Annotated in this window: 11 protein-coding genes and 1 pseudogene; 5 read left to right on the top strand and 7 right to left on the bottom strand. The window is 65.3% G+C overall.

The window, feature by feature from the left end; translation table 11 throughout:
* Positions 1-8: 8 nt before the first annotated feature.
* Both DN824_RS12600 and DN824_RS12595 read left to right on the top strand, forming a co-directional pair.
* Positions 9-311, top strand: coding sequence for an ArsR/SmtB family transcription factor (locus tag DN824_RS12600; protein WP_138408757.1), 303 nt, complete (start codon positions 9-11; stop codon positions 309-311).
* Between the two features lie 38 nt (positions 312-349).
* Complete coding sequence (locus DN824_RS12595; RefSeq protein WP_138408756.1) at positions 350-1,399, top strand: alkene reductase; 1,050 nt, start codon at positions 350-352, stop codon at positions 1,397-1,399.
* Between the two features lie 184 nt (positions 1,400-1,583).
* Here DN824_RS12595 and fghA read toward each other — a convergent pair whose 3' ends face one another.
* A complete protein-coding gene (gene fghA / locus DN824_RS12590; RefSeq protein ID WP_138408755.1) occupies positions 1,584-2,429 on the bottom strand; it encodes an S-formylglutathione hydrolase in 846 nt (281 codons plus the stop codon).
* A gap of 93 nt (positions 2,430-2,522) precedes the next feature.
* Positions 2,523-3,638: an S-(hydroxymethyl)glutathione dehydrogenase/class III alcohol dehydrogenase gene (locus DN824_RS12585; protein ID WP_138408754.1), complete on the bottom strand. Its 1,116-nt coding sequence runs from the start codon at positions 3,636-3,638 to the stop codon at positions 2,523-2,525.
* A gap of 102 nt (positions 3,639-3,740) precedes the next feature.
* Here DN824_RS12585 and DN824_RS12580 point away from each other — a divergent pair, with 102 nt between their 5' ends.
* The 3 genes and pseudogenes from DN824_RS12580 to DN824_RS12570 all read left to right on the top strand — a co-directional run bounded on the left by DN824_RS12580 (position 3,741) and on the right by DN824_RS12570 (position 6,298).
* On the top strand, positions 3,741-4,634 hold the full coding sequence (locus tag DN824_RS12580; RefSeq protein ID WP_138408753.1) for a LysR family transcriptional regulator: 894 nt from the start codon (positions 3,741-3,743) through the stop codon (positions 4,632-4,634).
* A 129-nt stretch (positions 4,635-4,763) separates the two neighbouring features.
* Positions 4,764-5,066 (top strand): annotated as a pseudogene (locus DN824_RS12575) (HPF/RaiA family ribosome-associated protein); the annotation flags it as partial.
* A 65-nt stretch (positions 5,067-5,131) separates the two neighbouring features.
* Complete coding sequence (locus tag DN824_RS12570) at positions 5,132-6,298, top strand: baeRF3 domain-containing protein (protein ID WP_138408751.1); 1,167 nt, start codon at positions 5,132-5,134, stop codon at positions 6,296-6,298.
* A 35-nt stretch (positions 6,299-6,333) separates the two neighbouring features.
* Here DN824_RS12570 and ispD read toward each other — a convergent pair whose 3' ends face one another.
* The 5 genes from ispD to DN824_RS12545 form a co-directional block, all read right to left on the bottom strand.
* Positions 6,334-7,044, bottom strand: a complete 711-nt coding sequence (gene ispD, locus DN824_RS12565) for a 2-C-methyl-D-erythritol 4-phosphate cytidylyltransferase (protein WP_138408750.1) — start codon at positions 7,042-7,044, stop codon at positions 6,334-6,336.
* Positions 7,041-7,319 (bottom strand): cell division protein FtsB, encoded by a 279-nt coding sequence (gene ftsB, locus DN824_RS12560; protein ID WP_138408749.1) that lies wholly within the window; start codon positions 7,317-7,319, stop codon positions 7,041-7,043. The genes ispD and ftsB overlap by 4 nt, the downstream gene beginning before the upstream one ends.
* A 190-nt stretch (positions 7,320-7,509) precedes the next feature.
* The gene (gene eno / locus DN824_RS12555) at positions 7,510-8,799 is read right to left on the bottom strand and encodes a phosphopyruvate hydratase (RefSeq protein WP_138408748.1); all 1,290 of its coding nucleotides are present in this window, start codon (positions 8,797-8,799) and stop codon (positions 7,510-7,512) included.
* A 46-nt stretch (positions 8,800-8,845) separates the two neighbouring features.
* Positions 8,846-9,691 carry a 3-deoxy-8-phosphooctulonate synthase gene (gene kdsA, locus DN824_RS12550; RefSeq protein WP_138408747.1) on the bottom strand — a complete coding sequence of 282 codons (846 nt, stop codon included), beginning with the start codon at positions 9,689-9,691 and terminating at the stop codon, positions 8,846-8,848.
* On the bottom strand, positions 9,688-11,319 hold the full coding sequence (locus tag DN824_RS12545) for a CTP synthase (protein WP_138408746.1): 1,632 nt from the start codon (positions 11,317-11,319) through the stop codon (positions 9,688-9,690). The genes kdsA and DN824_RS12545 overlap by 4 nt, the downstream gene beginning before the upstream one ends.
* Positions 11,320-11,450 lie beyond the last annotated feature (131 nt).

Below are 11,450 nucleotides of genomic sequence, written 5' to 3'. Positions count from 1 at the left end.
GCCTTCCCATGCCCGACGAACTCGACGACATCCTCAAGGCCCTGGCCCATCCGCTCAGGCGCCAGATCCTCGACTGGCTCAAGGACCCGCAGGGCAATTTCCCCGACCAGGAGCACCCGCTGGAAAGCGGCGTCTGCGCGGGGCAGATCGACCAGCGCGCCGGGCTCTCGCAATCCACCGTTTCGGCACACCTGGCCACCTTGCAACGGGCCGGGCTGGTCACCAGCCGCAAGGTCGGCCAGTGGCACTTCTTCAAGCGCAACGAGGAGGCCATCGAGGCCTTCGTCGAGCGCCTCGGTCGGGAACTCTGACCGGACACCCCTGAACCTTCGCAACCGGAGCCTCACGCATGCCTACTCTGTTCGACCCGATCATCATCGGCGACCTGCACCTGACCAACCGCATCGTCATGGCGCCGCTGACGCGCTGCCGCGCAGAACCCGGCCGTGTCCCCGGCGACCTGATGGCCGAATACTACGCACAGCGCGCATCGGCCGGCCTGATCATCAGCGAGGCGACGTCGGTCACGCCGATGGGCGTCGGCTATCCGGACACCCCCGGCATCTGGTCCGACGAGCAGGTCGAAGGCTGGAAGAAGATCACCGCGGCCGTGCATGCCAAGGGCGGCAAGATCATCCTGCAACTGTGGCACGTCGGGCGCATCTCCGACCCGGTCTACCTGGACGGCCAGCTGCCGGTCGCGCCGAGTGCCATCCAGCCGGCGGGCCACGTCAGCCTCATCCGCCCGATGAAGGACTACGTGACCCCGCGCGCCCTCGAGACCAGCGAGATCCCCGGCATTGTCGAGGCCTACCGCAAGGGCGCCGAAAACGCCAAGAAAGCCGGCTTCGACGGCGTCGAGATCCATGGCGCCAACGGCTACCTGCTCGACCAGTTCCTGCAGGACAAGACCAACACGCGCACCGATGCCTACGGCGGCTCCATCGAGAACCGCGCACGGCTGATGCTGGAAGTCACCGACGCGGCGATCGGCGTCTGGGGACCGGGACGCGTCGGCGTCCATCTGGCTCCTCGTGCCGATTCCCACGACATGGGCGATTCCAACCTGGCGGACACCTTCGGCTACGTCGCCCGCGAACTCGGCGCCCGCGGCATTGCCTTCATCTGCACCCGCGAGAAGGCAGGCGCCGACAGCCTCGGCCCGACGCTGAAGCAGCACTTCGGCGGGGTCTACATCGCCAACGAGCGCTTCACCAAGGAACAGGCCAACGCCTGGCTGGCTGAAGGCAAGGCCGATGCGGTGGCCTTCGGCATTCCCTACATCGCCAACCCCGACCTGCCCGAGCGCCTGCGCCAGGACGCCCCGCTGAACGAGCCGCGCCCGGAACTCTTCTACGCCAAGGGCGCGGAAGGCTATACCGATTATCCGTCGCTCTAAGCTCCGCTGACGGAAAAGGCCCGACCGGGTGACCGGTCGGGCCTTTTTTTATCCATGTGGATCGCGACATGCGTAGGGTGGAAAACCGCGAAGCGTTTTCCACGCGGGCCGGAGATCGTCCAATCACCGCTGATCCGAACGCCGCCACATCCAACGCGTGGATGAGGCTTCGCCGTCATCCACCCTACGCGGTCAACGCCTCGGCGTGGTGTCGCAGGTGATCTTCGATGAAGCTCGCGATGAAGAAGTAGCTGTGGTCGTATCCGGGCTGCAGGCGCAGCGTCAGAGGATGGCCTGCCGCCTTCGCCGCCTGCTGCAGGGCTTCGGGCTTGAGCTGGGTGGCCATGAAGTCGTCGCGGTCGCCTTGGTCCACCAGGATCGGCAACTTCTCCTGCGCCGAAGCGATCAGCGCACAGGCGTCCCACTCCTTCCAGCGCGCCCGGTCTTCGCCCAGGTAGAGGCTGAAGGCCTTCTCGCCCCAGGGGCAGTCGAGCGGGTGGGTGATCGGCGCGAACGCCGAGAGCGACCGGTAGCGTCCCGGGTTGCGCAGCGCGCAGACCAGCGCGCCGTGGCCGCCCATCGAATGGCCGCTGATACCGCGTCGGTCGGAAACCGGGAAGTTGGCCTCGATCAGCGCCGGCAGCTCCTGCACGACGTAGTCGTACATGCGGTAATGCCGGGCCCAGGGTTCCTCGGTCGCGTTGACATAAAAGCCCGCGCCGAGCCCGAAGTCCCAGGCGCCCTGCGGATCGTCGGGCACGCCCTCGCCGCGCGGGCTGGTGTCGGGGGCGACGATCACCAGGCCAAGCTCGGCGGCCATGCGCATCGCCCCCGCCTTCTGCATGAAGTTCTCGTCGGTACAGGTCAACCCGGACAGCCAGTAGAGTACCGGCAGCCTGGCGCCCTGCTCGGCCTGCGGCGGCAGGTAGACGGCGAACACCATGTCGCAATTGAGGCTGCTGGACCGGTGGCGATAACGCTTGTGCCAGCCGCCGAAGCTTTTCTGGCAGGAAATGTTTTCAAGGGTCATGGGTATTCCTCGCGCAGGGTGGAAAACCGTGAAGGTTTTTCCACTGGTCGAGGTGGATAAGCCGTCTGGCGACGGCGTTATCCACCCTAAGGATCAGAAATGGATGACGGTGCGGATGCTCTTGCCTTCGTGCATCAGCTCGAACGCCTCGTTGATCTGGTCCAGGCCCATGTTGTGGGTGATGAAGGTATCGAGCGGGATGTCGCCCTTCTGCGCCTTTTCCACGTAGCTCGGCAGTTCGGTGCGGCCCTTGACGCCACCGAAGGCCGAACCGCGCCAGACGCGCCCGGTGACCAGCTGGAACGGACGGGTGCTGATTTCCTGGCCGGCCGGCGCCACGCCAATGATGGTCGACTCGCCCCAGCCCTTGTGGCAGCACTCGAGCGCGGCGCGCATCAGCTGGACGCTGCCGACGCACTCGAAGGAGTAATCGACGCCGCCGTCGGTCATCTCGACGATGACGTCCTGGATCGGCTTGTCATGCTCCTTCGGATTGACGAAGTCGGTCGCGCCCAGTTCGCGGGCGATGTCGAACTTGGCGGGGTTGATGTCGATCGCGATGATCCGGCTCGCCTTGGCCATGGTCGCGCCGATGATCGCCGCCAGACCGATGCCGCCCAGCCCGAAGATGGCGACCGTGGCGCCCTCTTCCACCTTGGCGGTGTTGAGCACCGCACCGATGCCGGTGGTCACGCCGCAGCCGAGCAGGCAGACCTTCTCCAGCGGCGCCTCCTTCGGAATCTTGGCGACCGAGACTTCGGGCAGCACGGTGTACTCCGAAAAGGTCGAGGTGCCCATGTAGTGGTAGACCGGCTGGCCCTGGTAGGAGAAGCGGCTGGTGCCGTCGGGCATCAGACCCTTGCCTTGGGTCGCGCGCACCGAGCTGCACAGGTTGGTCTTGCCCGACTTGCAGAATTTGCACTCGCGGCATTCGGCGGTGTACAGCGGAATCACGTGGTCGCCGACGGCCACCGAGGTCACGCCCTCGCCGACGGCCTCGACGATGCCGCCGCCCTCGTGGCCGAGGATGCAGGGGAACACGCCTTCGGAGTCCTGCCCCGAGAGCGTGTAGGCATCGGTGTGGCAGACGCCCGACGCGACGATGCGCACGAGCACCTCACCCGCCTTTGGCGGCTGGACGTCGACTTCGACGATCTGCAGGGGTTCGTTCGGGGCGAAAGCTACCGCAGCGCGGGATTTGATGGTCATGGCCTGGCTCCTGTCATGGGCTTGAAGGCGACAGTGTAATTCACCCGTACTCTGGGATAATCAACGCATCAGTAAAACATTGTTGTCACACAGGGATAATCGATGGGCAGTTTTCGCTGGGACGGTCTGGACGAATTCGTCGCCGTGGTCGAATGCGGTGGTTTTCAGCGCGCCGCCGAGCGCCTGCGGGTTTCCTCTTCCCACGTCAGCCGGCAGGTCGCCGCGCTGGAGGAGCGCCTGCAGGCCAGGCTGCTCTATCGCACCACCCGGCGCGTGTCGCTCACCGAAGCCGGCCAGGCGTTCTACGTGCGTTGCCAGCGGTTGATCGAGGAACGCGACCAGGCCTACCTCGCCGTCAGCGACCTGCACAGCGCACCCGCGGGGCTTTTGCGGATGACCGCGGCGGTCGCCTATGGCGAGCGCTTCATCGTCCCGCTGGTCAACGCCTTCATGGCCCGGCATCCGCAGCTGCGGGTCGAGATCGAGTTGACCAACCGCACCCTCGACCTGGTTCAGGAAGGCTACGACCTGGCCATCCGCCTCGGCCGGCTCAGCGAGTCGCGCCTGGTGGCCACCCGCCTGGCACCGCGCGCCATGTACCTGTGTGCCGCACCGGCCTACCTGGAGCGCTACGGCACGCCCCATACCCTGTCCGAACTGAGCCGGCACAACTGCCTGATCGGCACCGGCGATACCTGGACATTCCGGCTCGACGGCCGCGAGCACCTGTTCAAGCCCAGCGGCAACTGGCGCTGCAACAGCGGCCAGGCCGTGCTCGATGCCGCCCTGCGCGGCTTCGGCCTGTGCCAGCTGCCCGATTACTACGTCCAGGAGCCGCTCCAGCGCGGCGAGCTGGTCTCCCTGCTGGAGCCCAACCAGCCGCCGGACACGGCCGTCTGGGCGGTGTACCCCCAGCGACGGCTGCTGTCGGCGAAGGTCGGCGGGCTCATCGAGGCGCTCAGGACGGGACTGGCCGCACGCCCGGAATACTCCTGAAGCGCAACACACATGGCGCAAGCATTCGGCTCGGAACCCTGTATCGACTGATCCGTCGTAACTAGGGAGGGCGGCAGGAAACACCGCCTTCCAAGCCATTGCGCGCAATGCGCCTGACAGGAGACTTGCATGCACATTCAGGTCAACAGCAATCACAGCATCACCGTTTCTCAAGCGCTGGAAGAGCGCGTACGCGCCACCCTCGAAGGTGAGCTGGAACGTTTCGATGAGTACCTGACGCGGCTCGAGGTGCACCTGAACGACGAAAACGCATCGCGAAGCGGCCCTCAGGACAAACGCTGCCAGATCGAGGCGCGCCTGAAGCACCACGATCCGCTGTCGGTCACCCACAAGGCCGACTCGCTGGAGCTGGCCATCGACGGTGCCGCCGAAAAGATGCACCACGCCCTGGATCACCTGATAGGCAAACTCAGCCGCAGAACAGATTGACACTCACCCCGAGGGATCGAATCGAGTCACACGCAAAGAGGTGCACTATGCCTGCGACAACTCTGAACCGAGCAAACCTCAAGCAGCTCCTGGCCCACAAACAGCCGCCCTGCCTGTCGTTGTATCAGCCGACCCATCGCAGTTTCCCGGACCGGGAACAGGACCCGATACGCTTCAAGCAACTCGTCCGGCAGCTCGAAGAAGCGCTGCAAAAACAGGGCAGGACCGACACGGCGAACATACTGGCGCCCTTCCACGCCCTGGTGGACGACATCGACTTCTGGAACCACAACCTCGACGGCCTCGCCGTGTTCGGCGCGCCGGACTATTTTCAGGTGTTCCGCCTGCAGCGCAGCGTTCCTGAGCTCGCGGTGGTCAACGACCGCATGCATGTCAAGCCGCTGGTGCGCATCGCCCAGTCGGCCGACCGCTACCAGATCCTCTGCATGACCCTGGACTCGGTGCGCCTGTTCGAGGGCACCCGCGACGGCATCAGCGAAGTCCCGCTGGCCGAAGGCGTGCCGGCGACGCTGGAGGAGGCCCTCGGTGCGGACCTGACCCAGAAAGGCCAGACCGGCTTTCCCCAGGGCTACGGCCGAGCGAGCGAACGGGGCGACCCGATGCAGGTGGAGGCCGGCGGTTCCGGCAAGCAGGATGAGATCGACCGCGACCGCGAGCGCTTCTTCCGCGAGGTCGACCGCGCCATCATCGAGCATCACTCCAAGCCTTCGGGTCTGCCGCTGATCCTCGCCGCGCTGCCGGAACACCAGTTCCACTTCCGCAAGCTCAGCCACAACGACCAGCTGATCGATGAAGCGATCGAGGTCGACCCCTCGCTGCTGTCGTCCGAACAGCTGCGCGAGAAGAGCTGGACGGTGATGCAGCCGCGCTACCTGAAGCGCCTGGGCGGGTTGCTCGACCAGTTCGGCGAATCCCACGGGCAGGGCCTGGCAACCGACCAGCTCGAAGCCATCGGCCAGGCCACCCGCGAAGGCCGGGTCGCCACGCTGCTGGTCGAGGCCGAGCGCCGGATTCCCGGCAAGGTGGACAAGGAAGAAGGCAAGGCGATTCCGGTCGATGACGGCTCCCAGACCACGCCGGACCTGCTCGACGAGCTCACCGTCTGGACCCTCGAACAAGGGGGCGAAGTCGTGGTGGTGCCGGTCGAGCGCATGCCGACCCAGAGCGGCGCCGCCGCCATCTATCGTTACTGAGCGGGCATGAAAAGGCGGGGTCTCCCCCGCCTTTTTCATTCTTCCCGACGTTCCCGTCCGCCCGGCCATTGCTGCTCCAGCCAGTGCAGATCCTCGGGCCGGGTCACCTTGATGTTGTCCGCCCGCCCTTCCACCAGCCGAGGGGCATGCCCGGCCCACTCCATCGCCGAGGCCTCGTCGGTCACCGTCACGCCGGCAGCCAGGGCCTGGCGCAGCGCATCGCGCAACAGACCGAGGCGGAACATCTGCGGCGTATAGGCCAGCCAGATCACCGAACGATCCACCGTTTCGGCCACCCGCCCATCCGCACCGGCGCGCTTGAGGGTGTCCTTCGCCGGAACCGCCAGCAGACCGCCGACCGGGTCGCCGGACAGCTGCTCGAGCAGCCCGTCGAGATCGGCGCGCTGCAGGTTCGGACGCGCCGCATCGTGCACCAGCACCCAGTCCGCCTCGTCGGCGCCCAGCGCCTCCAGCCGCAGAAGCCCTTCGAGCACCGAGTCGGCACGCTCGCGGCCGCCGACGGCCCGGGCGATGCGCTCATCCGAGGCGCAGGGCAGCGTGCTCCAGTAGGGATCGTCCGCCGCCAGGCTGACCACCAGCCCGCGCAACCCGGGATGGGAAAGAAAGCACGCCAGGGTGTGTTCGATCAGCGCGCGGCCGGCCAGCGGCAGGTACTGCTTCGGCCGGTCGGCGCGCATGCGGCTGCCGACGCCCGCTGCCGGGATGACGACCCAGAAGCCGTTCATTCGGCGAGCTGAAAGAGGGTTTCGCCCTCTTTGACCATGCCCAGCTCGTGACGAGCCCGCTCTTCGACCGTCTCCATGCCCTGCTTGAGCTCCATCACTTCGGCCTCGAGGATACGGTTGCGCTCGAGCAGGCGCTGGTTCTCCCCCTGCTGGTCGGCGATCTGCTTCTTCAGCTCGGTCACCTGCGCCAGGCTGCCTTCGCCGACCCACAGGCGATATTGCAGCCCGCCCAGAAGCAGGAGCAGCACGACGAACAACCAGTAAGGACTACGCATGGATGGCATCAGAAGGTTTTGGGTAGCTGAGCGACGGGCGAGCCGCGAATGGAAACATGAATCGACAACCGGCCGGCTGACCATCGGTCAGGCGCAGGCAAGAGAAACCCGCCGAATGCGCGGCGGGGCTGGATCCTTCCGGCTCACACAAAAAAGGGCGGCTCAGGCCGCCCTTTTAACATGGCAGGTATCAGCCACGGAACTCCGCACGTCCCTTGTAGGGCGCTTTTCCGCCCAGCTGCTCTTCGATGCGCAGCAGCTGGTTGTACTTGGATACGCGATCGGAGCGGCACAGCGAACCGGTCTTGATCTGGCCGGCGGCGGTACCGACGGCCAGGTCGGCGATGGTGCTGTCCTCGGTTTCGCCCGAACGGTGCGAGATGACCGCGGTGTAGCCGGCCGCCTTGGCCATCTGGATGGCCTCCAGGGTCTCGGTCAGCGAGCCGATCTGGTTGAACTTGATCAGGATCGAGTTGCCGATGCCTTTCTCGATGCCTTCCTTGAGGATGCGGGTGTTGGTCACGAACAGGTCGTCGCCGACCAGCTGCACCTTGCTGCCGATCTTGTCGGTCAGCACCTTCCAGCCGTCCCAGTCGGATTCGTCCATGCCATCTTCGATCGAGATGATCGGATAGCGCTCGGACAGGCCGGCGAGGTAGTCGGCGAAACCGGCGGCGTCGAACACCTTGCCTTCACCGGCCAGGTCGTATTTGCCGTTCTCGAAGAATTCGCTGGAGGCGCAATCGAGTGCCAGGGTCACGTCGTCGCCCAGCGTGTAGCCGGCGTTGGCGACGGCTTCGGCGATGGCGGCCAGCGCGTCTTCGTTGGAGGCCAGGTTCGGTGCAAAACCGCCTTCGTCACCCACGGAGGTGCTCAGGCCACGCGCCTTGAGCACGGCCTTGAGGTGATGGAAGATCTCGGCGCCCATGCGCAGCGCATCGGCGAAGGTCTTGGCGCCGACCGGCTGGACCATGAATTCCTGGATGTCGACGTTGTTGTCGGCGTGCTCGCCGCCGTTGATGATGTTCATCATCGGTACCGGCATCGAGTACTGGCCCGGGGTGCCGTTGAGGTTGGCGATGTGCGCGTAGAGCGGCAGGTCGGCATCCTGGGCAGCGGCCTTGGCGGCGGCCAGGGAGACCGCGAGGATCGCGTTGGCGCCCAGTTTGGCCTTGTTGTCGGTGCCGTCGAGTTCGATCATGGCGCGGTCGAGCGCCTGCTGGTCGGCCGGGTCCTTGCCCAACAACAGGTCACGGATCGGCCCGTTGATGTTGGCCACGGCCTTCAGCACGCCCTTGCCCAGGTAGCGGCTCTTGTCGCCGTCGCGCAGTTCCAGCGCCTCGCGGGAGCCGGTCGAAGCACCGGACGGCGCGCAGGCGCTGCCGGTGATGCCGTTATCGAGGATTACATCGGCTTCCACGGTGGGATTGCCACGGGAGTCGAGAACCTCGCGCCCCTTGATATCGACGATCTTTGCCATTGTTGTTCACTCTCCATAGATAACTGCAGGCTTCAAGCAGCTCGCTTCAAGCGGTTTCGATCGGGGGGAAACTCTTGACCAGGTCATCCAGTTGCTTGAGCTGGGCGAGGAACGGCTCCAGCTTGTTCAGGCGCAGCGCGCAGGGACCGTCGCACTTGGCGCTGTCCGGGTCCGGGTGCGCCTCGAGGAAGAGGCCCGCCAGCCCCTGGCTCAGACCGGCCTTGGCCAGGTCCGTCACCTGGGCACGGCGGCCACCGGCCGAATCGGCGCGCCCGCCCGGCATCTGCAGGGCATGGGTCACATCGAAGATCACCGGGTATTCGGTCTGCTTCATGATGCCGAAGCCGAGCATGTCGACCACCAGGTTGTTGTAGCCGAACGAGGAGCCGCGCTCGCAGAGGATAAGCTGGTCGTTGCCGGCCTCCTCGCATTTGGCGAGGATGTGCTTCATTTCCTGCGGGGCGAGGAACTGCGCCTTCTTGATGTTGATCACCGCGCCGGTCTTGGCCATGGCCACCACTAGGTCGGTCTGCCGCGACAGGAAAGCCGGCAGCTGGATCACGTCGCAGACCTCGGCCACCGGAGCGGCCTGGTAGGGTTCGTGCACGTCGGTGATGACCGGCACGCCGAAGGTCTTCTTCACTTCCTCGAAGATCTTCATCCCCTCGTCCAGGCCCGGGCCACGGAAGGAATTGATCGAGGAGCGGTTGGCCTTGTCGAAGCTCGCCTTGAAGACGTAGGGAATGCCCAGCTTCTCGGTGACCTTCACGTAGGCTTCGCAGATCTGCATGGCCAGGTCACGGGACTCGAGCACGTTCATCCCGCCGAAGAGGACGAACGGCTTGTCGTTGGCGACGTCGATGTGGCTGACGCGAATCGTCTTCTGAGTCATGCGGTGCGGGCCTTCTGTGCCAGTGCGGCATTGACGAATCCACTGAACAGCGGGTGGCCGTCACGCGGAGTCGAGGTGAATTCGGGGTGGAACTGGCACGCCACGAACCAGGGATGGTCCGGCGCCTCCACGACCTCCACCAGGGCGCCGTCGCCCGAGCGGCCGGTGACCTTGAGCCCGGCGGCCTGAAGCTGCGGCAGCAGGTTGTTGTTGACCTCGTAGCGGTGACGATGACGCTCGACGATCCGCTCCTTGCCGTAGCAGGCGTGCACGTTGGAGCCGCCCTCGAGCTGGCATTCCTGCGCACCCAGGCGCATGGTGCCGCCCAGGTCCGAAGCGTCCGAGCGGGTCTCGCGCGCGCCGGTCGCGTCTTCCCACTCGGTGATCAGGCCGACCACCGGATGACCGCTGTCACGGTCGAACTCGGTGGAGTTGGCATCGGACCAGCCCAGCACGTCGCGCGCGAACTCGATGACCGCGACCTGCATGCCCAGGCAGATGCCCAGGTAGGGAATCTTGTTCTCACGGGCATATTTGACCGTGGCGATCTTGCCTTCGACGCCGCGCAGGCCGAAACCACCGGGCACCAGGATAGCGTCCATGCCTTCGAGCAGGCCGGTTCCCTGGTTTTCGATGTCTTCGGAGTCGATATAGCGGAGGTTCACTTTCGTGCGGCTCTGGATTCCAGCGTGGCTCATCGCTTCGATCAGAGATTTGTAGGCATCGAGAAGTTCCATGTACTTGCCGACCATGGCGATGGTGACTTCTTTTTCCGGGTTCAGCTTGGCGTCGACCACACGGTCCCACTCGGACAGATCGGCACCGCCACACTCCAGCCCGAAGCGCTCGACCACGAAATCATCGAGGCCCTGGGCATGCAGCACGCCCGGGATCTTGTAGATGGTGTCCACGTCCTCGAGGGAGATGACCGCGCGCTCCTCGACGTTGGTGAACAGCGCGATCTTGCGACGCGACGAGACGTCGACCGGGTGGTCGGAGCGGCAGATCAGAACGTCCGGCTGCAGGCCGATGGAGCGCAGCTCCTTGACCGAATGCTGGGTCGGCTTGGTCTTGGTCTCGCCAGCCGTGGCGATGTAGGGCACCAGGGTCAGGTGCATCAGCATCGCGCGCTTGGCGCCGACTTCCACGCGCAACTGGCGGATCGCCTCGAGGAACGGCTGGGACTCGATGTCGCCGACCGTGCCGCCGATCTCGACCAGAGCGACATCGGCGTCGCCGGCACCCTTGATGATGCGGCGCTTGATCTCGTCGGTGATGTGCGGAATCACCTGGATGGTGGCGCCCAGGTAGTCGCCACGGCGCTCACGGCGCAGCACGTCCTCGTAGACGCGGCCGGTGGTGAAGTTGTTGTTCTGGGTCATGGTGGTGCGGATGAACCGCTCGTAATGGCCCAGGTCCAGGTCGGTTTCGGCCCCGTCATGGGTGACGAAGACTTCACCATGCTGGAAGGGGCTCATGGTGCCCGGATCGACGTTGATGTACGGATCCAGCTTGAGCATGGTGACCTTCAGGCCCCGCGCCTCCAGGATTGCCGCCAAAGATGCCGAGGCGATGCCTTTCCCCAATGAAGAAACAACACCGCCCGTGACGAATATATAGCGCGTCATGAAAAACCCTAGAAGTCTGCGTTAAGCGGCCAGCGCCGCCGGGGAAAGCGAGGTGCCATTGCACGAGGTTCGGCAATGACGAACTGCCGCGGGATCCATGCGGACCGCAGAAGCTCTGTAGAGACGGGAGC

Origin of the sequence: Stutzerimonas nosocomialis (genome assembly GCF_005876855.1) — a bacterium.
GTDB lineage: Bacteria > Pseudomonadota > Gammaproteobacteria > Pseudomonadales > Pseudomonadaceae > Stutzerimonas > Stutzerimonas nosocomialis.
The sequence above is the reverse complement of the archived record's forward strand: the minus strand, read 5'-3'. Positions and strand labels throughout refer to the sequence as shown.

What these genes read in the sequence shown, in the direction of transcription:
- DN824_RS12600 (WP_138408757.1), top strand. Translation starts at nt 9, where the DNA reads ATGCCCGACGAACTCGACGACATCCTCAAGGCCCTGGCCCATCCGCTC.
- DN824_RS12595 (WP_138408756.1), top strand. Translation starts at nt 350, where the DNA reads ATGCCTACTCTGTTCGACCCGATCATCATCGGCGACCTGCACCTGACC.
- fghA (WP_138408755.1), bottom strand. Translation starts at nt 2,429, where the DNA reads ATGACCCTTGAAAACATTTCCTGCCAGAAAAGCTTCGGCGGCTGGCAC.
- DN824_RS12585 (WP_138408754.1), bottom strand. Translation starts at nt 3,638, where the DNA reads ATGACCATCAAATCCCGCGCTGCGGTAGCTTTCGCCCCGAACGAACCC.
- DN824_RS12580 (WP_138408753.1), top strand. Translation starts at nt 3,741, where the DNA reads ATGGGCAGTTTTCGCTGGGACGGTCTGGACGAATTCGTCGCCGTGGTC.
- DN824_RS12570 (WP_138408751.1), top strand. Translation starts at nt 5,132, where the DNA reads ATGCCTGCGACAACTCTGAACCGAGCAAACCTCAAGCAGCTCCTGGCC.
- ispD (WP_138408750.1), bottom strand. Translation starts at nt 7,044, where the DNA reads ATGAACGGCTTCTGGGTCGTCATCCCGGCAGCGGGCGTCGGCAGCCGC.
- ftsB (WP_138408749.1), bottom strand. Translation starts at nt 7,319, where the DNA reads ATGCGTAGTCCTTACTGGTTGTTCGTCGTGCTGCTCCTGCTTCTGGGC.
- eno (WP_138408748.1), bottom strand. Translation starts at nt 8,799, where the DNA reads ATGGCAAAGATCGTCGATATCAAGGGGCGCGAGGTTCTCGACTCCCGT.
- kdsA (WP_138408747.1), bottom strand. Translation starts at nt 9,691, where the DNA reads ATGACTCAGAAGACGATTCGCGTCAGCCACATCGACGTCGCCAACGAC.
- DN824_RS12545 (WP_138408746.1), bottom strand. Translation starts at nt 11,319, where the DNA reads ATGACGCGCTATATATTCGTCACGGGCGGTGTTGTTTCTTCATTGGGG.